The 23,013-nt window shown below is 41.5% G+C and carries 12 protein-coding genes and 1 pseudogene; 6 read left to right on the plus strand and 7 right to left on the minus strand.

What is annotated here, in order from left to right:
- The 3 genes and pseudogenes from H6G28_RS26875 to H6G28_RS26885 form a co-directional block, all read left to right on the plus strand.
- A pseudogene (locus tag H6G28_RS26875) lies at window positions 1–296 on the plus strand (zinc ribbon domain-containing protein); the annotation flags it as partial.
- A 66-nt stretch (window positions 297–362) separates the two neighbouring features.
- Complete coding sequence (locus H6G28_RS26880) at window positions 363–1,634, plus strand: tetratricopeptide repeat protein (protein ID WP_190675593.1); 1,272 nt, start codon at window positions 363–365, stop codon at window positions 1,632–1,634.
- Window positions 1,635–2,477: 843 nt separating this feature from the next.
- A complete protein-coding gene (locus tag H6G28_RS26885) occupies window positions 2,478–4,376 on the plus strand; it encodes an EAL domain-containing protein (protein WP_242054654.1) in 1,899 nt (632 codons plus the stop codon).
- Window positions 4,377–4,449: 73 nt separating this feature from the next.
- Here the strand turns inward: H6G28_RS26885 and H6G28_RS26890 are convergent, their stop codons facing one another.
- Window positions 4,450–5,811, minus strand: coding sequence for a UDP-N-acetylmuramoyl-tripeptide--D-alanyl-D-alanine ligase (locus H6G28_RS26890; RefSeq protein ID WP_190675542.1), 1,362 nt, complete (start codon window positions 5,809–5,811; stop codon window positions 4,450–4,452).
- Window positions 5,812–6,301: 490 nt separating this feature from the next.
- Here H6G28_RS26890 and H6G28_RS26895 point away from each other — a divergent pair, with 490 nt between their 5' ends.
- The gene (locus tag H6G28_RS26895; RefSeq protein ID WP_199332944.1) at window positions 6,302–8,512 is read left to right on the plus strand and encodes an HAD-IIB family hydrolase; all 2,211 of its coding nucleotides are present in this window, start codon (window positions 6,302–6,304) and stop codon (window positions 8,510–8,512) included.
- A 501-nt stretch (window positions 8,513–9,013) separates the two neighbouring features.
- Here the strand turns inward: H6G28_RS26895 and H6G28_RS26900 are convergent.
- The 6 genes from H6G28_RS26900 to H6G28_RS26920 form a co-directional block, all read right to left on the minus strand.
- A complete protein-coding gene (locus H6G28_RS26900) occupies window positions 9,014–10,102 on the minus strand; it encodes an alkene reductase (RefSeq protein WP_190675544.1) in 1,089 nt (362 codons plus the stop codon).
- 15 nt (window positions 10,103–10,117) lie between these two features.
- Window positions 10,118–10,687 (minus strand): antibiotic biosynthesis monooxygenase, encoded by a 570-nt coding sequence (locus H6G28_RS26905; RefSeq protein WP_190592332.1) that lies wholly within the window; start codon window positions 10,685–10,687, stop codon window positions 10,118–10,120.
- Window positions 10,688–10,714: 27 nt separating this feature from the next.
- Window positions 10,715–12,346 (minus strand): iron uptake porin, encoded by a 1,632-nt coding sequence (locus H6G28_RS26910; RefSeq protein WP_242054655.1) that lies wholly within the window; start codon window positions 12,344–12,346, stop codon window positions 10,715–10,717.
- 551 nt (window positions 12,347–12,897) lie between these two features.
- On the minus strand, window positions 12,898–13,029 hold the full coding sequence (locus tag H6G28_RS37490; RefSeq protein ID WP_277883259.1) for a hypothetical protein: 132 nt from the start codon (window positions 13,027–13,029) through the stop codon (window positions 12,898–12,900).
- A 21-nt stretch (window positions 13,030–13,050) separates the two neighbouring features.
- Window positions 13,051–13,683 carry a response regulator gene (locus H6G28_RS26915; protein WP_190675546.1) on the minus strand — a complete coding sequence of 211 codons (633 nt, stop codon included), beginning with the start codon at window positions 13,681–13,683 and terminating at the stop codon, window positions 13,051–13,053.
- Between the two features lie 3 nt (window positions 13,684–13,686).
- Window positions 13,687–16,032, minus strand: a complete 2,346-nt coding sequence (locus H6G28_RS26920; protein ID WP_190675548.1) for a sensor histidine kinase — start codon at window positions 16,030–16,032, stop codon at window positions 13,687–13,689.
- A gap of 181 nt (window positions 16,033–16,213) precedes the next feature.
- Between H6G28_RS26920 and H6G28_RS26925 the strand changes: the two genes are divergently transcribed.
- Window positions 16,214–18,430 (plus strand): alkaline phosphatase family protein, encoded by a 2,217-nt coding sequence (locus tag H6G28_RS26925; RefSeq protein ID WP_313950000.1) that lies wholly within the window; start codon window positions 16,214–16,216, stop codon window positions 18,428–18,430.
- A 1,081-nt stretch (window positions 18,431–19,511) separates the two neighbouring features.
- The gene (locus tag H6G28_RS26930) at window positions 19,512–22,352 is read left to right on the plus strand and encodes a pentapeptide repeat-containing protein (RefSeq protein WP_190675550.1); all 2,841 of its coding nucleotides are present in this window, start codon (window positions 19,512–19,514) and stop codon (window positions 22,350–22,352) included.
- The last annotated feature ends 661 nt before the right edge of the window (window positions 22,353–23,013 follow it).

Consider the following 23,013-nt stretch of genomic DNA (forward strand, 5'->3'; position numbering starts at 1 on the left):
CTAAATGTGGTCATCAAGAAAAGAAAACTTTAGACCAGCGAGTGCATATTTGCAGTAATTGTGGATACACTCAACAGCGTGATATCGCATCATCTGAAGTCCTTTTGCTTTGGCACTCAAATCGACTACTGGGGTTTGGAACGAACCTCGCAGATGCAGATGATTCTAGCTCTACTTCATGTACCCGTAAGACTGCGGGAAGCATGAAGAACCTGGGTCAAATGAAGCGTCAAAAATCTCAGGCTACGCTAGGGGATGTAGAAACCCCTGGCTCAAACGAAGTTAGCCAGGGGTAGTTCATTATGGTGCAAGATAGGAGTTACGGTGAGCAGATTGCAACATACACTTATAAATTACTGATTATGAATCATCACGAACTCTATTTTCAGGGGCTAGAAAAGGCCAAGCAAAAAGATTATGCTGGGGCGATCGCAGATTTTAGTGAAGTTATCCAAGTTGCGCCATTCGATACTGAGGCTTATCTGCACAGAGGTTTGGCGTATTATGATTCAGGACAAATTCTGCCGGCAGTTTCCGATTATACCGAAGCTTTAAAAATAGACTCGAAATTTGTAGAAGCTTACTACAGTCGTGCATTGGCGCGGTTAGCCTTGAAAAATTTACCTGGGGCGTTGGATGATGTGGAACAGGCGATTCATCTGCGGGGAAATTATGCAGCCGCATATAGTTTGCGGGGAATAGTCCAACGCAAGCAAGGGTTAATTACTAATGCGATCGCTAGTTTTAAACAAGCGGCAGAATTATACTTAGAGCAAAAAGATAAGGAAAATTGTCGTCTGTGTCTGGAAAAAATTAAACAGCTACAACCGCCAGCAAAACCAGCAGTAAAACCCCAAAATTCTGTAACTGCGCCAATTATCTCTACGAAAGATTATTTTACCCAACTCTTAGACAAAGCTGAACAAGGAGATACCAAAGCAGCGATCGCAGATTTAAACTGGGTATTACAAGCTGATCCTCAAGATGCTCAGGCTTATTGCTGTCGGGGTGTGGTGTGGTGCAAAATGGGTAGTTATCGTGAGGCGATCGCAGATTTTAACCAAGCACTGTTACTCAAGTTTCAAGATGCGATTGTTTATCGTAACCGAGGTAAAGCCCGTGCTTTGTTGGGAGATCATCAAGGTGCGATCGCAGATTTTAACCAAGCACTGCAAATGCAGCCCGAAGATGCTTTGATATATGTTGCCAGAGGTAATGTTTATCGCGCAATGGGTAATTATTTAGGCGCAATTCAAGATTATAGCCAAGCTTTGCAAATTAACTCTGATGATGCCCAAGCTTACTATAATCGCGGCATTGCTTATACATTACTTGAAGAAATGCAAAGTGCTGTTGCCGATTATCAACGCGCCGCGAGTATTTTTTGTGAACAAGAAGATTGGGATAATTATCAACAAGTTTTAGATAGTCTGCAAAAAATTCAAACAGCTTATCCAGAGTCTAATAAACAAAAATATAACTTACTCAGACAAAAACTTTTACGCTTGGTCGGCGGTTATTGGGAAATTGCTCAACGCTTAATTGACCAAAAACAAGATGATTATCCTGGCAGATCAGATGAGTGGTATTTGCAAAGAGTGATTGAAGATTTAGAAGGCGATCGCGGTAGATAATCGCCGAAATTAATATTCAAAATTCCACCAATTGGTTGATTAATATTTCAGAATATTAGATTATCAAGAGACAGAATATCAGGAGTTATGTCTAAATACCTGTTGAATAATACTTGATTTTCAAGAGCGTGTAGATCAGAATAAAAATAACTCTCATAAAGAGTAAGCGATCTTGGTGACAACCTAACCTTATCCAATGTCCTTAGTCCGCATTCGCGGACTTTTTTTTGCATAAAATTATCACGTACTATTCCTTATTTCCTTGTTAATTATGTCCGAAAAATAAGTTTATCACCTTGATTTATGGACTCAAATTAGAAATAATAAAAATGCCAGATGGAGTATTTCTTGCCCATACAAGTAACAATTAGCCCTTATATTTAGTCCGCATTAGCGGACTTTTTTTATTCAGGTTTATAGCGGAAAAATTTATTGAATAAACTAGCGGTGATAAATACAGCAGTTGGTATATTCGTGGAATACTGTAGAGACGTTACATATAAAGTCTCTGCATGGTTTTGGGTTTTACGCTTGTACCTCATTTACTCGAAATATGCTGTAAATCTTGTAGAGATGCTGTGTATAAAATCTCCATAACAACTTTATCAAGAACTAGTATTAACCAAAAATTAGTGTGAATTTCAAGATTGCATACTTTCATATATGTGGTTTTTATGCCAAACTAGCATGTAACATGATATTTGCTGGTTAAATTAACTATGACTATTCATCATGTTCAATTTTGTTTCCAGTCTTCCTCACTCAACCCTGTATTCCAGTCTGATTCACAAAAAAACGAGTATTGCAGTCATTGTGATTAGCTGTTTAGTTCTTATTGGCTGCATGAAAGATATTGAAGTGCTGAAAAGCGTTATACCAGGATGGATAGCCATGAAAGCTAACACTGCTATTGGTTTGATAAATGCACATTTTTATCAATTTAGCTCATTCACATCAATAGCAATACATACAGAAATTGCATTTATATTACTAATCCTTGGCATTTTGTTTGCCTGTCTAGAGCGTGGGTTAATGATGATAGTCACGAGTCAAAGCGCAGGCGGAATCATGGCGAGGAATTTATTACCAGCAGTAATTGTGTTTTCGCCGGTTATTTTCTGGCTAGTTTTGTTTGGGTATCGAATGGAGATTTATACTGCGGAATTTGGACTGTGTATTTTAAGTATTTTGAATATGATTACGTTTGCCGTGTTGATTTGGCGCAATGCCCGATCGCTCAACATTATTGATCATCAACGCAGGCGATCGCAAGTTGCCCTCAAAAAAACCAATGAAGAATTAGAAACAAGAGTTACCCACCGCACAAACGAGTTATTAACAGCTTTAGAACAATTACAACAAGAAATTGCCGAACGTCAAATTACTGAACAAGCTTTGTTTGCGGAAAAAGAACTGGCTTTAGTGACATTATCTTGGCAAGCCAGCCACGATAGCTTAACAGGACTAGTCAACAGACGCGAGTTTGAACACCGCCTCACCCAAGCGGTGAACAACGCCCAAACTGGCAAAGAACAACATATATTGTGTTATCTAGATTTAGACCAATTCAAAATTGTCAATGATACTTGCGGTCATGCGGCTGGAGATGAACTATTATGTGAAGTTGCCCATTTGTTTCAAACCTATATACGTTCTTGCGATACCTTGGCACGTTTAGGCGGAGATGAATTTGGCATTATTTTCCACAACTGTTCTCTTGAAGCCGCAGTATTGATTACAAATACCATCAGAGAAAAAACCCAAAAATTTCGCTTTGTTTGGCAACAAGATAAAGTTTTTAATCTCAGCATCAGCATTGGCTTAGTTGCCCTAAATCACGATACACCAAATATGAATCGCGCTTTGAGTGCGGCTGATGCAGCTTGTTATGTTGCTAAAAACCAAGGACGTAATCGTGTCCATATTTACCAAGCTGATGATTTGGATTTAGTCAGACAATATGGTGAAATGCAATGGGTAAGCAAAATCACACAAGCACTAGAAGATAATCGCTTCCGGCTTTATTATCAATCGATTGTTCCCGTAACAAACAGCAACTCAGAAACAACACATTACGAAATTCTTTTACGACTAGTTGATGAAACAGGTAAGTTAGTTTTACCAATGGCGTTTATTCCGGCTGCTGAACGCTATAATCTGATGCAAACTATAGACCGTTGGGTAATTCACACATTTTTTACCCATTTAGCGCAGTGTGTAGATTTTCAAAAAAATCATTGTCCTGGATTTAAAAATTCGCGGGGCTGTTTATATACTATTAATTTGTCTGGTGCGAGTATCAACGATGACCAATTTATTGATTTTGTGTGTGACCAGTTTACATTACACCAAATTCCCCCAGAAGTAATTTGCTTTGAAATTACCGAAACCGTCGCTATCAAAAACTTAGGTAAAGCGGCTGGATTTATTCGCGCACTTAAAGAATTTGGTTGCTGCTTTGCCTTAGATGATTTTGGCAGTGGAATGTCTTCTTTTGCTTATCTCAAAAATTTACCAGTTGATTATTTAAAAATAGATGGTAGTTTTGTCAAGCATATTGTAGAAGAACCAATTGATTTAGCAATGGTCGATGCGATTAATAAAATTGGTCAAGTTATGGGTATTCAAACTATTGCTGAGTTTGTGGAAAATAACGAAATTTTAAAAGTAATTCAAAACCTTGGGGTAAATTATGCCCAAGGTTATGGGGTGGCGCGACCAGTTCCGTTTTTGTTGAACTAAATTTGAGAGATTGACAGGTTACAGGTTACAGGCTGGAGGTTAGTACTTGTACTCAGCACTCAGCACTTTCAACTCAGCACTTTGTTGCAAATTCTGTTCGCAGTTGATTAACAACCCGGTCTAAGCCGACCGAATGGGCGGCTTTAAATAAAAGCCGATCGCCTGGTTGAATGAAAGTTTTGAGCCGTGCGACTAAATCGCTGTGAGTAGTAAAGCACTCGGAAGGAATACCCTCGGCACTGTGGGCTATTTCTGCCGCATCTTGCCCATCTACCAACACTAGTAAACCGTCTAAATGCAAGTTACGGACTGTTTCACCGACTTTTTGGTGTAATTGTGGCGATCGCTCTCCCAATTCTTTCATCGCACCTAATACGGCAATTTTGCGATTTCCGGGAGTGTCTGCCAATAGTTGCAACGCTGCTAACATTGCTTCTGGTGCAGCATTATAAGTCTCATCTAAGATTACAACATCATTGGGCAGAGCATAACGTTGCGATCGCCCAGTCGGCATATCCACCGCCACGCCTTCTGTTAAAGTAGACCAATCAATCCCCAACACCTTAGCTACAGCCAAAGCTGCTAAAAAATTCGTCGCATTATGACGACCCACTAAAGGCAGAGGTAATTTTATCCCAGCGACTTCTATAGTTTCAGTATCAATCAATTTACCGTGAATATCACCACCCGATAAACCGTAAGTTAAAACTTCACCCGACCAGACTTTTTTAGCTGTGGCAATTAATAAAGGACTGTCGTAATTTAAAATTGCCACGCTATCTTTTGGCATTTCGGCGAGTAATTCACATTTTGCCTGGGCGATCGCTACTTCTGATCCCAATAACTCAATATGGGCTGTGCCAACATTAGTAATTACCCCAATCGTTGGTCTAGCAATGTGGGTGAGTTCGGCAATTTGCCCTCTACCCCGCATCGCCATTTCAATCACAGCATAATCATGTTCGCCATTTAATTCTAAGAGAGTTTTCGGTACACCAATTTCATTATTAAAATTGCCGAAGGTTTTATGTACTTTGCCTTGGGTAGATAAAACAGCCGTAATTAATTCTTTGGTTGTCGTTTTACCCACAGAACCCGTTACCCCAATCACTGGGATTTCAAAGCGATCGCGCCACCATCGACCAATTTGTTGATAAGCTGCTAAGGTGTTTTTGACTTTTAAAACTGGAAATTCCAAATTTTCGTAGTCAAAATCGACAATTGCGGCTAATGCGCCTTTGGCGATCGCAGTGGGGATAAAATCATGACCATCAAACTTTTCACCCCGTAAAGCCAGAAATACTTCTTTTGGTTGAAGAATTCGAGTATCTGTTTGGACACCAATACTAACTTGAGTTAACACCGTCTCTGATAAATTAGCAGATTGAGCCGAAATCACTTGTAACAGTTGGGATAAGGTAGAAGACCAAGACATAGAGCTTTTGGGATGATTTTTATAAAAAATGATTATCTATTTTCTGCACTAAATCGTCCATAAAGGAGACGAATATAAAATTATCTCATCGTATAATCTTGATGAACAAAAAACCAAGTACCACGCTTTTTTTCACCAGCAATTTTTAGCGATGATTCAAGGAGTGATTTATTTTACGAAATAAAAATCCAGTTTGTCGATTTAAAAATGACAAAGCATACATCATAGCCGAATTTTGTCATCATCCATCCTCAAATTCTAATTTTTTGACCATTAATTGGCATTTTTGCCAAGGCAAAAACACACAAAATACCTTGGTTTTCGCAGTTAGTTGTTTAATGATTTAGTCCATAGTCAGGAAAAATAAGTATCAAACATTTGAGTAAGGCTACCGAATGATCGATGTTTTGTCTTTAACTCTCCCAACAAATTAAAAATTCATCAGGCGAACTATAGCATTACCTATCTACAATCAACCACAGAGGAAGACATGATATCACATAGTTCAGGGTTGTATATTCTACTAGTCAGTGTTCACGGCTTGATTAGGGGAGAAAATCTCGAATTAGGCAGAGATGCTGACACTGGTGGACAAACAAAGTATGTAGTTGAACTTGCCTGTACCTTAGCCAAACATCCCCAAGTAGAAAGAGTTGACTTGGTAACACGTTTAATCGATGACCCTAAAATCAGTTCCGACTACGCCAAGCCTGTAGAAATTCTCTCAGACAAAGCCCAAATTATTCGCCTCGCTTGTGGGCCACGTCGCTACCTCCGCAAAGAAGTTCTCTGGCCGCATTTAGATACATTTGCCGATGAATTACTCAGACATATCCGCAAAGTTGGCAGGATTCCCAACGTCATTCACACTCACTACGCCGATGCAGGATATGTTGGTTGTCGAGTGGCTGGTTGGTTGGGAACGCCACTAGTACACACAGGTCATTCCCTGGGACGAGTCAAACAGCAACGATTACTCGAACAAGGAACCAAACTCGAAGCCATTGAAGACCACTTTCATATTAGTACCCGCATTGAAGCCGAAGAAATTACCCTTGGTGGTGCAGCCTTAGTGATTGCAAGTACAAGTCAAGAAATTGAGGAACAGTACAGTATTTACGACCGCTATCAACCAGAAAGAATGGTGGTCATCCCGCCAGGAGTAACCTTAGAGAAATTTTATCCCGCCCCCGCAGATTGGCCAAAACCCCCCATTTACAAGCAATTACAGCGATTCCTCAAAGAACCAGAAAAGCCGATGATTACGGCCATTTCTCGGCCAGCTATTCGCAAAAACGTTGGTCGGCTAATCAAAGCCTTTGGGGAAGATCCCAAACTACGTGAGTTGGCTAATCTCGTCATTGTTCTAGGACAGCGAGAAGACATTTCAACAATGGAATCTGGGCCACGTCAGGTATTTTCCGAAATCTTTCAATTAATCGATCGCTATGATCTGTATGGCCATGTAGCCTATCCCAAACACCATGTTTCTGATGATGTCCCAGATTTATATCGCTTGACCGCAAAAACTGGTGGAGTATTTATTAATCCTGCACTCACAGAACCATTTGGATTGACTTTAATTGAAGCTACAGCTTGCGGTGTGCCAATTATTGCCACCTGTGACGGTGGGCCGCGGGATATTATTGGCGCTTGTCAAAATGGTTTATTGATTGATCCGCTAAATATCCAAGACATTCAAAAAGCCTTGCATCAAGCTTTAACAGATACCGCCCAATGGCAAGACTGGTCTAGCAATGGCTTGGTGAATGTGCGTCAATCTTTCTCTTGGGAAAGTCATGTACAACAATACTTAGAGAAAGTCCGACTATTTCCCCAACAGAAAGTGCAGTCTTTACTGTCGCCGGTGCGAGAATTTCCCACAAGCGATCGCCCACAATGGAAAATCCCCGATACAAACCATCTCCCAACCGCCGATCGCTTTCTCGTTACCGAAATTGACAATACCTTATTAGGCGATCAAGAAGCCCTGCACAAATTAATTCACCGCATTCGTGCTGAAGGACATACCACTGGTGTCGGCATTGCTACTGGACGTAACCTCCGCAGTACCTTAAATATGTTGGAAGAATGGGAATTTCCCATGCCAGATTTGCTGATTACTTCCGCAGGTAGTGAAATTTACTACGGCCCCAAAATCGTGACAGATACCAGTTGGGAGAAACACATCAGCTACAATTGGCAACCTGCGGCAATTCGAGAAGCCATGAAAGATATCCCTGGACTGGAATTACAGCCACCAGATACCCAAGGTAAGTTTAAAATTAGCTACTTTGTTGATGCTGATAAAGCACCACATTTCCGCGAAATTATCCGCCATCTACGCCAGCAACAACTCCCCGTCAAAGGCATTTTTAGTCACAATATGTATCTTGACTTATTGCCGTTCCGCGCTTCTAAGGGAGATGCACTGCGCTATGTTGCTTTGAAATGGGGATTACCCGTGAAACAGTTCTTAGTGGCAGGTGCATCTGGTAATGATGAATCGATGCTAACTGGCAATACTTTGGCAGTCGTCGTCGGGAACTACAGCAAAGAAATTCACAAGTTACGCGGCTATCCTCAAATTTACTTTGCTCAAGGCCGCTATGCTTGGGGAATCTTAGAAGCCTTAGATCACTACGACTTTTTTGGTAATTTGTCTGTAATCCAGTCAGAACCAGAAATGGTAGCGGTGTAATTTATGAGTTTCCCGTGTATGTAGAGGGTAATACCATGTTGAATTTTGGATGGCGACAGGGTTGATTAATCAACTTCTTTGCACTCCGCTTGGTACAACTTTTTACTTTTTTACATACGCGGGATGCTTTATCGCGTCACTCTACAAATTCATCCGCGTTTATCTGTCTTGAAAAGTTTGCTCAAGTCGGCAGAGCCGCCCACGCAACTTTTCGCTGCGTCCATCTGCGGTTAATTTTATTTTTTCTGTATCTCACGCGATGTGCAACTTATTCTTGAAACCCCTCTCCAAACCTCTCCCCGTTGGCGTTAGCCTGCCGTTAGGCAAGCGGAGAGAGGCTTTGAATCTTGCTCCCCTTCCCTTGTAGGGAAGGGGTTGGGGGTTAGGTTTGAGAGAAAGTTGCACACGGCGTTATCTCACTCCAAGAACAGCTATTTTGCACGGATCACGCTAGTAGATTTTTATAGTGCTGAGTACTTTTTTATGACTCAGCACTCAGCACTAAGAGGGTAAAAAAGGATAGTCTGTGTAACCTTTTTCATCACCACCATAGTAGGTATTACGATCGCCTTGATTGAGGGGTGCATCTAACTGAAAACGTTTGGGTAAGTCGGGATTGGCGAGAAATAATGCACCAAAGGAAATTAAGTCTGCATTGTCATTAGCGATCGCAGCATTACCTTTTTGTTTATCGTAACCACCATTGGCTATCAACACCCCAGGATATAAAGGGCGAAATTCTGCAACGGGAATTGGTTTACCGCCGTGGCGAATATCGGCGGGTGTGGGTTCCATTAAGTGCAGATATCCTAAGTTAAAGTTCTTGAGGGCAGCGATCGCATAGCTGAATGTTGATTTTGGATCAGAATCATGGATATCGTTAAATGTGTTGCTGGGTGATAGTTTCACCCCTACCCGCGCTGAACCCCAAACGCTACATACTGCTTCTGTGACTTCCAACAAAAACCGCGCCCGATTTTCAATGGAACCACCATAGCGATCGCTGCGTTGATTAGCACCATCTTGTAAAAACTGATCAATTAGATACCCAAAGGCTCCGTGAATTTCCACACCATCAAAACCAGCTTCTAGGGCATTCTTCGCGCCTTGACGAAATTGATCAATCACACCAGGAATTTCATCTAAATCCAAGGGGTGAGGTGTAACAAAGGGTTGATCACCAGTATAAGTCATAGCTTTACCAGCAGGTGCGATCGCAGATGGCGCTACAGGTAATCCGCCATCTGCTTGTAAAGAAGGGTGAGAAATGCGTCCTGTATGCCATAGTTGCAAAAAGATTCTCCCACCTGCACTATGTACTGCTCTTGTTACCCCTTGCCAACCTGTAATTTGTGCTTGAGAGTGAATTCCTGGTGTAGCTGGATAACCCAAAGCTTGGGGTGATACTTGCGAACCTTCGGTGACAATCAACCCAGCAGTGGCACGTTGAGCGTAGTATGTAGCATTTAGCAGTGTGGGTGCATTGCCTTCCCCAGCCCGATTGCGCGTCATGGGAGCCATAACAATTCGGTTGGGTAATGTGTAATCACCAAGCTGGATGGGTGAGAATAAATCTTGATTGTTGGTCATTTGTTCTGTGTCCTACTACTTCTTACTCTTAGATGGATAAAGCCAACCTTTAAACAAACGTGTGACTTGGGGCATAATCACCCAAGTCATCAAGGGCATCATGATGCTAATGTTCACTAGACTAGCTATCCAAACCGGTAGCCCACTGGTAATTGGTCGGAGAAAATTCGGCAGAATCGAAATCACGGGATAAAGACCGACTGCGCTGACGATCGCAGTTTTCCATTTAGGGGGCGGTGAGGCGTTGGGGATTTCTGGGAGAGCAAACCAAGCTTCTAGGCTATTGACGCGCATCACCTTGGCTCCATCTACTGTGAGAGCTTCGGCGCGAGCAATCCAACCTTGACAAATTACCGATTCTTCCCACTCTTGTAAATGTTTAGCGGTGTCAAACCGCAAAATTAACTGCCACTCGCCTTTTTTCGTGAGGGGAAATAACACATCACTCCCCATATAGCCGGGAAAGGTGCTGGCTGCGAGAATCACACCTTTGGTTGCTTCCTCAAAAGCTTCTTCTAACCCTGGTTTGACACGCCGAGCGATCGCAATTACACCAGGCGATGGATATTGACATGGTACTTTCATAGGCTGTATTTGTCATCAAGAAAAAGGTTAAAACGATAAAACCATTCGCATAGTGCCGCTAATAATTGTGCCGTTGGCATCTTGATTGGCGGGGTTGGTAATGACTTGGATTAAGGGAGTGATGCGGATTCGCTCTGTGAGGGGGAAATTATAAAAGGCTTCAAAATTAGTTTGAGTTGCATTACCCACAGCATTTTCAATTAATGGCTGACCGATCGCAATGCCGGCTATGGCTCGGTTCACGAATAAATTAGGAAAAGCCAACCCTGCCATCCAATAATTTGGGTGAATATCGCCGACAGTGGTATTACTGTAAGAACTGTAGCCATATCGACCAAATACACCCAAGCGATTACTCAATGCCCAGTCAAAATTGACTCCGAAAGCGGCAAAATCACTGCCAAAAATTCTGCCCCCGCCATATTGCAGACGTAGCGCCCAACTCTGACTCGGTGAATATTCTAATTCGATGATTCCCTGGTAAGGATCGCCAAATAAACCGCCTGTTGCACCACCACCCCCAACGGGAAACAGGCGAATGTCTTGTGGTCTACCACCGCCAAACAATTGGGCATTCTCTGGTAGGGTATTGTTAGCATCTCCAGCTAGGTAAACTCCGCGTAAATGTAAAGCTCCTGCACCTGGATTCCATTCCAGAAACGCACCTGCTCCTCTGGCTCTGGGAAACAGTACATAGTTATTCACTAAGGCTTGAGTAGAAAAATCCAGAAAACTCAGGTTGGCATAGCGATTTTTATCAACAAAATCGGGGGCGGTAATTGATGGCCCCAAGGTTAAACTCAAGTCTTGAGCCAGGGGGAAGGTGTAATAAAGACGCGCTAGGCTGATTTGGTTATTTCTACCAGGGATGGAGAACTCTAGAGTACTTCCTAAATTTGGTTCTAAAAAACCTGCTGTGTTGTCATCAGCACTACCGCTACCAGTTACTAAGCGCACTTGTAATAAGTCTTTACCTGTAAAACTGGTGTTGAAATTGAGGCTAACTCGGTAGATTATGGTGGCATTTGGTTGATTTTCGGTAATTACAGCACCTCTAGGGGCAATGATGCGATCGCTTGTATATCCGCCTGCATTCCCAGCGATGATGACTTGGGTTGATAGTTTTGTAGTTGTAGAAAACTGCTGGGATGCTAATACAGTTGTTTGGGCTTCTAACTGCTCAACTTGCGATCGCAGGGTGGTTAATTCTGCCGCAAATTCTGTTTGGAGTTTTTGTAATAATGTCAAGTCTTCTGGGGAAACGGTATCACCCGCCGCGATGAGTTGATGAATTTGTCTGAGGGCAAGATTTAAACCCGCAACAAATTCATATCGACTCATCGCCCGATTACCTCGATATGTTCCATCAGGATAACCAGAAATGATGCCATATTTTTCAACGAGCGATCGCAGTGCCACAAAAGCCCAGTCTGTAGTTTGCACATCGGCGAATTGGCTAACAGTCGGGACTTGCTCTATAATATTCGGCTCTGAGAAATTCTCAATATCAGATGCTTCTATAGGCGGTAAGGCAGAGGAAATGGTTACATTAGCCATCACAGTCATGCTGCTGACTAGTAACAACGTCATAAGTTTGAGCATTGCAGAATTAGCACGACGTGATCTCAATAAAACTGGCGCAGAACCAACGGATTTCAAATTGCTATTACTTTATAAAATCGGCTAACATTTGTCCCTAGTCCAAAGTTGAAGTTTTACATAGACCACAAGGTGAGTTGATGACTAACTCAGAGATGGGGATATGACCTTAACTTTTGGCTAGTGGAAAAAGGCAAAAGTAAAAAGAAAGAATATAAGACTTACGCAAGAACCCTCTCAAATCCTCTTAAGTAGTTAAACATAATTAATTACACAAAGTCATTGCGAATGGAGCGAAGCGAAATGAAGCAATCGCAAGGGCTGGGATTGCTTCGCTTCGCTCGCAATGACTGTAATTAATTTTGCGTGGTTACTTAACTTCGTGTCCTTTGCGCTCTTTGCGGTACCCTGCGGGAAGCCGCTTGCGCGTCTACGTTTTTTCATGATTTTACGTAAGTTCTGGAATAGTGATACCAGAAGCTTTTTAGCAATTTCTTATGGTCTGGTTATTTACGCCAGCCTGTACTATTGGAAAAGGTATGAAGTATAAATAAGGTGTTTCAGTGGTGTTTGGCTGTTTTTTACTTCTGAATCAACTGCCTAAGATTTAGCTATAGCAATCCTAAATGAGTCGTGAAAAACATAGATATGGAAACGAACCGCCAAGAACGCCAAGGACGCAAAGGTAAGAAAGAAGAAAAAGGTTCTTGTACAAGAAAATTAGATATCTGCTCGGTGTTCATTCTGACTCCTGAATTCTTATTTCAGTGCAACGTGACAATTCCGCGTTTGAGGGCGGTGATGACGGCTTGGATGCGATCGCTTACGCCAAGTTTGCTGAGAATATGATTAACGTGATATTTGACAGTGCCTTCGGAAATTTGCAATACTGCTGCAATTTCTTGGTTGGTTTTCCCTGTGGACATCAACCGAATCACTTCGAGTTCTCGACTGCTGAGTTGCAATATTCCTACTCGTTCGGCTAATTTAGCACCAACGGATGTGGGAATGTATTTTTGTCCGGTGTTGACGATGCGAATTGCTAAGAGTAATTCATCTGGTTCGGCATCTTTGAGTAAATAACCTTTCGCGCCAGCTTTCAAGCCGCGATAAATATCTTCGTCGCCGTCGTAGGTGGTGAGGACAATAATGTTAGCATTGGCAAATTCCCGACAAATAGCGGTAATTGCTGCAACGCCGTCCATTTCTGGCATTCGCAAATCCATTAAGGTGACATCAGGTTGTAGTTGCGGAAATATTTCTACTGCTTGATATCCATTACAAACTTGTCCGACAACTGTCATATCTGATTCGCGGTCAATCATGGCGGCTAAACCTTGACGCACGACGGGATGATCGTCAACTATCAAGATGCGGATGGGTTGGTTGTCAGTCATGGTTTAGTCTCGACGAATCAGGATGGTAATTTCTGTGCCTGGTTGTGGCAAACTTTTAATGGTTAACTGAGCTTTGATGCGATCGCTTCTTTCTTTGATTCCCATCAAGCCAAAACCTTTAACAACAGCTAAACTCTCTGGTGCAAATCCTTTGCCATTGTCTTTCACCCTTAAGATAAACTGCGTCGGTTCATACACTAATTCAATCACAATTTCACTAGCAAACGCATGTTTAATGGCGTTTGTCAATGCTTCTTGGCCAATGCGTAACAAGTTATTTTCAACATCGACTGTTAAGGGATAAGCTTCCCCGATGATTTTGCAGATAATCTGAGTATCAATCACTGCCGACATCTGCGTTACGAGGTGATGAAAGGCTGTGGGTAAATTCTGCGTTTCTAAAATTTGGGGACGTAGGGCATTTACTGAACGCCTCGCTTCGGCTAAACCTTCCCGCGCTAGTTCTCTGGCTTGGGTGATATGTTCTTGGACTTCTGGTAAATCTTGGGGAATGATGCGGGAGGCTGCACCCAATTGAACGATCACACCAGTGAAGGCTTGCGCTAGGGTATCATGAATTTCTCTAGCCATGCGGTTGCGTTCTTCTAAAATTGCGGCTTGACGACTTTGTTCTGCGAGAGAAGTTAAATGGATGGCTAAGGTGGCTTGCTGTGCTAGGGCGATAATCAATTCAATATTTGCAGGTAAACCCGTTCTGGGTTCTCGAAAACACAAACCAATGAATCCCAAGGGGCGATCGCCCAAAATTAAAGGTACACGTACAATAGAACGATGTCCTTGAGCGCGATGCCATTTAATTCTTGCGCCGAGCAGTTTCTTGTTATCCTCAACATTAAAAAAAATTACCTCGCCTTTAAATAGCGCCTCTTGCCAATAAGAAAAAATATTTGCGGAAATTGGCAGACGAAACTGCACAAATTCGGGATCTGTGTGGATCGGAATCACTTTACCTTCTCTGACATAACGTTTCATCAAACTAGTGTTAGTTGATGCGTCATACAAAAACAAAGCGGCGGCATAGGATTTGGCTTGGGCGGAGGCTTCTAGTAAAATATGTTCCCAGAATGTTTCTAAATCTGGTTCATCTGCCAATCGATTCACACAACCACGCAGTGATTCATTGGCTCTGACTAATTCTGCGACTCGTTTTTCTACAGTACTGGCGCGTTCTTGAATCAGATGTGCTACTAATTGTTTGCGATGCAGCGCGGCTCCAATTCCCTCCGCCGCAGTGGTGAGGACATCCATTTCTTGCTGACTCCAATGGCGCGGCGTAACACAATCATCAAAAGCCACACAACCGATGTAGCGTCCTTCGATGAATAAGGGTACACCTCCAGAAGATTTAATGTTTAGTGATTGGAATTGCGCTTTGAGGGAATGGGGTAAGTCATCTATTAAATACCAGATGGAACGACCTGCATATAGTTCTTTCAGTAAAATTTCGGCATCATCATTATCAATAACTGCCATTGTCGGATGATGAATTTGGGGAGAAATACCTCCAGCTACCCATTCATAAGTGATGCAATGTTGTAATTTTTGGGTGGTTGGGTTTTGGCGTTCAAGGATGACTTGCACGCGACTAATTTTGGCGACTGTACCAATGGCTTGTAAAGCTTGAGGAATTGCTACATCAATATCTTCTGCATCTAAGAGATTTTTGGTAACTTGGGCAACTACAGAAAGTAAGCGATCGCGTTGTTGTAACTCTTGGTTAACTTTTGCTAATTCTTCTGTGCGTTTTTGTTCGGTTTGGCGAATACGTTGACGCTGAATGGCACTACCAATACAAGCGGCGGCGGTTTTTAACAATGTTAATTCGGCGGTGCTGGGGTGTTTGGCTTGACGACAGTGATCAAAACTCAAAACTCCCCAAAATAGTTCTTCAACAAAAATCGGCACAGCGAACAATGCTTTGACACCAATTGCAGCTTGTCCACTGCGAAACGGTTCTGGCATTTCTTCCAGTAAACAGCTAATACTTTCACCTGCGTACAGCCGTTGATACCATTCCTCAATGCCGGCGTAGGTTCCTTGGGCTGTGGTGGGATGGGAGATTTGAGCAATGATATTTGGTGCATTCCACTCATACAGCGATCGCCAACCAGGTAGAGTAGATAATGGAATGGGAAAATGTTCAATCACACCCAAGCGATCGCAATCTAAACTTTCACCCATCACTTGTAAAGCCGTCTTCACCGCTTCATCAAAGTTATCAATGGTGAGTAAAGCATTCACCGCTATAGTTGTGGCTTCTAAAATGCGATCGCCAAAGTGCGATCGCATTCCATTGCTATTTTCTCCCAAATAATTCGACGCTAACAATTGTCCCTTATCCCCCTTGTCTACCTTGTCTCCCCTCTCTCCCTTGTCTATTCACCCATCAAACCAGATTCCGATAGAATTCTCGACTTAAGATTTTCATAGCCTTTCGTTAACGTACCGTCAATAAATTTGATCAGCAATCATCCTATGCAAATGACGGTCGCAGACTAACGGAGGACAAGTGAGCAAGTATTTAAAATTCTATGGCATAAATCAAACATGGCAGTGGCTAAGGCAGACTTTTAGACATAAGTTATTTTTCCGCTTATCTGCAATAGTGCTGGTGACTGTTTTCCTGAGTTTAGGTGTGCATTCTATCGCGGCTCAACCAGTAGCTAATACACCCAGTCCCAAAGTCATTTTAATTTCTCTCGATGGTGCCACACCCGATTTCGTCGAGCAGTACTTAAGGGATGGTGTATTAAACCGCAGCCAAGGATTGGGATTACTCAGAAGACAAGGTGTGTATGCTGAAAGAAATATTACTTGCAGTGCCTCTTTAACTGCGGCTTGTCATGTAGCTATTGGTACAGGTTCCACTGCTGCCCGCAATGATATTAATACTAATACATTTCACTTAGTTGCTAGTCCCTTTACCTCTAACATTAGTGGTTTTGGCGCACCCATTGGTGGTTATTCTACAATCGGCCCTAGCGCCAGTGTACAACCAACGGCAGAACCAATTTGGGTCGGGCTTCAGCGCAATGGTAAGCAAGTGGTGGCGGCTACCTTTCCCGGTGCAGATGGAGTTGATGTGCGCGTTCCAGGTTTGACTAATAGCCCAATTATTCAACCAGCCAGCACCAGAACTGTATCTTACACCGTTCCCTTTGGAGCATTTGCGGGGGTAGGTGCTAGAGGTTTTAGTTTAACTACTGCTGAATTTAGTTCTGCAACTAGTTTGATAGTGACACAATTAAATAATGCAGGCAGAATTTCTTACAGCCCGATTTTACAAGCAAGTTTAAATGATCAGTTTACTGTTGGTGGTGTCAATTATAATATTCAAGTTGCCGCACTAGATACAACAAACGATCGCCGCACCAATTACGACACATTAGTATTTTTTGATGCTCAACTTGGTATTCCCACAGGAACTTTTAGTTTACCTGCAACTGGCCCGGCTTATGTGAAGGCGAGCGATCGTAAATCTAGTTTATTTTATTTAGAAGGCAGTTCTAATCAAGCAGGTACAGCATTTTACGTCAGCAATCTCGCACCCGACTTGAGTACCGTTCGCATTGCACGTTATTCTGCAAATGCAATTCCCCGTAACCCCGCAGTGCAAACCAGTGTCGATGATGTTCTTAGTAACGTTGGTTTTTGGTCGCCCCAAGCTGATTTCCGCATTCCAGAACGCCTCAGCCCAGGATTTACCACTTTCCCCGACAGCGAACTAGAAGATATTTACGAAGACCAAGTACAACTGTTTGTTGATTATCAAACTCGACTCGCATTGAGAGCCATTAACCAAAATCCCAATGCAGATTTAGTCATGGTTTATATTGAACAACCAGATGGCTCAGAACACCAGTTTTTATTAACTGATTCCCGTCAACCTAGTGATCCGACAAATCCATTATCCATTGGCGCTAGACAAGATAAAGCCAAAGTAGCGCGATATAGAACTTACGTACAAGCCGGCTATCAAGCCGCTAATAATGCCGTTCAGCGCATCATCAACGCAGTGGGGACAAATCGCCAAGGTACACCCAACAGTAACATTTTAGTTGTTTCCGATCATGGCTTTGCTCCCTTTCACACAGCTGTTAACTTAAATAACTACCTGAGAAATCGCGGCTTTGACTTAACTAAAGTCCGCGCCGTCACATCAGGGCCAGCCGCCAACATTTATATTAATCTCCAAGGACGTGAACCAAACGGGGTTGTCAGTCGTGCAGAATATATTACGTTACAGCAGCAACTGATCACAGCATTGCGAGAATTAGTAGATAACAATCCTAATTACTTGCGGGGAAGACAACAAGCAGTTTTTGACTTAATTTACCCTCGCCCATTACCCAGCGATGTCAACGATCCAAAATTTGGTTTAGGTACAAGTGAATTTGTCGGTCAAGATACTGGTGATGTGTTTGCAATTATGCGATCGGGATACAACTTTGACGGTATACAAAATCCCATCATCACCCGTTTAGGAGACACAGATAATTCTGTATTTTCCGTACCAAATTTCTACGGGGCGCATGGTTATGATCCCACAATTCCCAGTCTCAGCGCCATCTTTTATGCTGCTGGCCCTGACATTCAGCGTCGTGGTAACATTGGCAGGATTCGCAATATCGATATTGCTCCAACCATCAACAGTTTACTAAACGTTCCCTCTGCTCCCACAGTTCAAGGACGAGCTTTAAATATTCAGGGAAGAGGTGAGAGGTAACAGATTATAACAAAGTCAGTTGGGTGGAGCGATCGCTTTACCCAACATACAACACTTTAGTTGCAATCAAGTAGCTAAAAAACTTTTTCTATCTTAAAGGTTGTTTGAAAAGTGGTTGGTTGTGTATATCGGCACTTATAGATCCCCCCAAGCCCCTTTAAAAAGGGGGGCTAAGAGTCTCTTAAAGTCCCCCTTTTTAAGGGGGATTTAGGGGGATCTAAAATTATTTGATCCACCACCAAAGACTTTTCAAACATCCTCTCATACCCCTACTATATACACAGCTTCAGTTAGTAATCTCTTTTTTCTCTTCGCGCTCTTTGCGCTCTTTGCGGTTCGTTAAAAAAATTGATTTTAACCAATAGTTTAAGACTTAAATAAACCTTATTGCTTTAGAGGGTGTTTGAAAAGTGGTTGGTTATGATTATTAGCACTTCTTGATCCCCCCTAACCCCCCTTAAAAAGGGGGGAAATGCTTCAAAGTCCCCCTTTTTTAAGGGGGATTTAGGGGGATCTAAAATGTTTGGCTACCAACAATAGGACTTTTAAAACATCCTCTTATATCCTGTTCTCTGAAAGACTTATCATGATGAATTAATAAGTAAGCCCAGTGCATTCACAATGTAAAGCAACCCATTAAGAATGTGATTGAGTACATTAACAATGCGAGGCGACGCATTCACAATGTGACTGGGTACATTAACAATGTGAGGCAATATTATAACATTGCTGATTAAACAACTAGCACAGCGCAGCGTAAATTAACATTTGCAGAGGAGTTGCTAAAAAGCTTGTGGTATGACTATTCTTTCTTTTTCCTTTTGACTTTTTACTTTTGCCTTGTTGTACTAATGTTGTGTATATATAAGTAGTGAGACACAATTAATTACACAATGTCATTGCAAATGGAGCAAAGCAGAACGTAGACGCAATGCTGCTTCCCATTCGCGTAGCGTCTCCTTTTGGGAGAAGGGTAGCGATCGCAAAAGGTAAGATTGTTTCGCTACGCTTGCAATGATTGTAAATATGTTTGTCCAATTACTTACAAATCAAATGTCTCTAACAGCACTACCCAACACTTATGAGCAAAAGACCTGGGATTCTCATTACCAAGCCTATCGGTATTTTAAACAAAGATATTAATGTTGATTGGCGAAGTTTCTTTACAGGAATTATTAAAGTTGGAGCGAATGCGGCTACTGCTAATTGGGGGAACTTACCAGAAAACATTGTTGATATTGGTGCAGCCGTTGGGTTAGCCAAAGAACTAGGAGAACTTGCTTGGGTGTTGATTTTTCAGTCGCTCATCAAAGCAATGGCTAGTTTAGTAGAAGATAATCAAGATTTAATCCTACAAGCTAACAAACATCGAGAAGTTAACCTTGATGATTTAAAAATAATTTCAGAACATCGCCTCAGCCAGTCTTTAGAAAAACTCGACCAAGAAGAAATTACTATTTACCAAGACTTTTTTGACAATCCCCAAGACTTATCTATTATTGCAGCTATTAAAACTCCTTTTGCTGATTGGTTACAAAGTTTAAATCTCAACCAATCACAATCAGAAGCTATCAGTCAACGTTTACCAATTCAGTTTATCTCGGCGCTACATGAAGAATGGGTAAATAATTCTGATAAATATGCTCGTTTACAAGCAGAACTAGACACTCCATTTATTAAAGCAGTAGAACGAGAAGCTAAACGGGAACTTTCTTGGCGACGTTATTTTGCTTGGCTGCAAAACCAAATTAATCAAAGGATGTTTGATGAAGTTTTTACATTGCAGCAAGTTTATATATCATTGCGTGCTTATTATGAAGAACGTAACGATGAAAAAAGAGAACAAAAAACTCAAAAAATTGTTGTTGATTTAGACACAGAGCTACAAACTTGGCTAGATGCAGCTAACCCCAAAGATGCCATTCGGGTTATTAGTGGTAGTCCAGGCAGTGGTAAATCATCTTTTACTAAAATATTTGCTGCTAAACAGGCAAAAACTTGGTTAAGCAAAGAAACTAATCAACCAAAAGTTCACGTTTTATTTATTCCGTTACACTTATTTAATACAGAAGGTGATTTAGTTACTGAAATTGGTAAATTTATCAACTCAATGCGACGAGATACACCTCTGCCATCTAATCCATTAGAGCCAGATAATTTTGTGCCAAGGTTGCTAATTATATTTGATGGTTTAGATGAACTATCAATGCAAGGGAAACTAGGCGCTGATGTTGCTCAAAAATTTGTAAGCGAAGTTAGAGGAGAAGTAAATAGAGCAAACACCAGCCAGACTCATTTGCAAGTTTTAATTAGTGGTCGAGAATTAGTAGTACAAAATAACAGCAGTGAGTTTCGCAAAGAAAAACAAATCTTGTATATTCTGCCTTATTTAATAGAAGAGGAACAAAAAAAGAATTATTTTGATGAAAAGGAATTGTTAAATGAAGACCAACGACATTTATGGTGGCGTTCTTACGGTTCAGCTAGTAATCGCGGATATGATGGTTTACCAACAGAATTAGACAAAGGTCAGTTGCGAGAAATTACTGCTCAACCTTTGCTAAATTATTTAGTTGCTTTAAGCTATGACCAAAATAAGTCATTCCTCTCTGAAAATAGTAACCTCAATGATATTTACGCATCTTTATTAACGCGAGTTTATCGGCGAGTTTGGGCTGATGATAATCCGCATATTAGGGGTGTTGAGGAGGAAGATTTTATCAGAATCCTAGAAGGTATTGCTATTGCTGCTTGGCATGGAGGTGATGGACGCACCACAACGGTTAAAAAAATCGAAAGTCTTTGTGAACAGGAGATTCTCAAACGTGTTTTAGATGTTTTCAAAGCTTCAGATAGCAAAGCTGGTATAACTCGTCTGTTAACTGCTTTTTATTTCCGTAAAAGTGGATATAAACAAGATGAAGAAACTTTTGAATTTACGCATAAAAGCTTTGGTGAGTATCTGACTGCAAGACGTATAGTCTGGGAAGTAAAACGCCTGTATGAAATGCAAGAACTGAGTAAAAAGAATTCATATATAACCTGGAATGAAAAAGATGCTTTAAAGCAGTGGGCAGAACTTTTTGGTTCAACTGCTATGAATAATTACCTTTTTCAGTTCGTGATTAATGAAATTCGTTTACAGCAAGATAAAGATAAAGTTGATGTTGGCAAATGGCAAGAGATGTTATGCCATTTAATTAGTTTTATGTTGCGTCACGGAATGCCAATGGAACTTTTGCCGGAAATCAAAAGCTTTCATCAAGCCAATCAACAAGCACGTAATGCTGAAGAAGCATTATTAGTTGTTTTAAATGCTTGCGCTAGGGTGACACAAAAGATTTCTAAAGTTAAATGGCCTTCTCCTGAAGCTTTTGGTAATTGGATTTCTCGCTTGCATGGGCAAAGAGTCGATTTTGGTACTGATATATTGTGCTTGAATTGTCTGAGTTTTTTGGATTTACAAAATTGTATTTTAATTGCAAAAGACTTTTTGTGGGCGAATCTTGAACGGGTAAATTTTGTAGAGGCGAATCTTGGAGGAGCTGATCTTACACGGGCAAATCTTGAATGGGCAAATCTTGAATGGGCAAATCTTGTAAATGCGAATCTTGTAAATGCGAATCTTCAAGGGGCAAATCTTGGAGGAGCTGATGTTGAACAGGCAAATCTTGAATGGGCGGATCTTCGAGAAGCCAATCTTAACGGAGCAAATCTTCAATGGGCGAATCTTGTAAAGGCGGATTTGCGAGGAGCCAATCTTAACGGAGCGAATCTTCGATATGCGAATATTCAATGGGCGAATCTTGAAGGGGCAAATCTTGAGGAGGCGATTTTACCAAAAGATTGTGAAGACGAAGATTTAATAGACTTTGATGATGATGAATTTGATGATGATTCAACGCCAAACTCTGAAGAATAAACTGCATCAGCAATTCACAGGCATAGTTTGGGTTGAGGAACAAAACCCAATATCATCAAGTAGGCTTTGTTGGGTTCAACTTCGTTTCACTCAACCTACATTTCTGACTGTAAATCTTGTTGTAGAAATGCGTTCTGGAGAATGACAATATTCGCACAGATAATTTGCACGCCTTTGCACAATTTTTTTAGGAGTAGATTGGGTGGCGCGGTAGTAGAACCCAACATCATCAAGGTAGGCTCAGTGCATTAACAATGTGAGACAACACATTCACAACGTGACTTAATACATTCACAATGCGAGGCAACCCATTAACAATGTCACTTGCTACATTCACAATGTGAGGCGACCCATTAACAATGTCACTTGGTACATTCACAATGCAAGGCGACGTTATAACATTGCTGATTAAACAACTAGTACAGCGTAGCGTAAATTAACACTTGCAGAAAATACAATATCTAAATTTTTGAGAGAGCATATTTTTTTCCCTGCTCCTTGCCTACACAGTGAGGGTAAGCTGTTAAACACTTAATTTGCTTGTTGAGACTGCAAGGGAGCAGGGGAGCAGAGGAGCAGGGGAGAGGATTTGAAGTTTTTACCCAAAATTTCAATTGTGCAACTTGTAAGCATAAAAGCTTATATCCTTTTAGTTGTAATT

It is taken from the genome of Nostoc sp. FACHB-190 (genome assembly GCF_014696905.1).
Taxonomy (GTDB): domain Bacteria; phylum Cyanobacteriota; class Cyanobacteriia; order Cyanobacteriales; family Nostocaceae; genus Nostoc_B.

Excerpts from the sequence above, each read along its gene's own strand:
- H6G28_RS26915 (WP_190675546.1), bottom strand. The coding sequence starts at position 13,683 with ATGACTGACAACCAACCCATCCGCATCTTGATAGTTGACGATCATCCC.
- H6G28_RS26890 (WP_190675542.1), bottom strand. The coding sequence starts at position 5,811 with ATGTCTTGGTCTTCTACCTTATCCCAACTGTTACAAGTGATTTCGGCT.
- H6G28_RS26885 (WP_242054654.1), top strand. The coding sequence starts at position 2,478 with ATGAAAGATATTGAAGTGCTGAAAAGCGTTATACCAGGATGGATAGCC.
- H6G28_RS26880 (WP_190675593.1), top strand. The coding sequence starts at position 363 with ATGAATCATCACGAACTCTATTTTCAGGGGCTAGAAAAGGCCAAGCAA.
- H6G28_RS26905 (WP_190592332.1), bottom strand. The coding sequence starts at position 10,687 with ATGAAAGTACCATGTCAATATCCATCGCCTGGTGTAATTGCGATCGCT.
- H6G28_RS26895 (WP_199332944.1), top strand. The coding sequence starts at position 6,302 with ATGATATCACATAGTTCAGGGTTGTATATTCTACTAGTCAGTGTTCAC.
- H6G28_RS26930 (WP_190675550.1), top strand. The coding sequence starts at position 19,512 with ATGAGCAAAAGACCTGGGATTCTCATTACCAAGCCTATCGGTATTTTA.
- H6G28_RS37490 (WP_277883259.1), bottom strand. The coding sequence starts at position 13,029 with ATGAACACCGAGCAGATATCTAATTTTCTTGTACAAGAACCTTTTTCT.
- H6G28_RS26900 (WP_190675544.1), bottom strand. The coding sequence starts at position 10,102 with ATGACCAACAATCAAGATTTATTCTCACCCATCCAGCTTGGTGATTAC.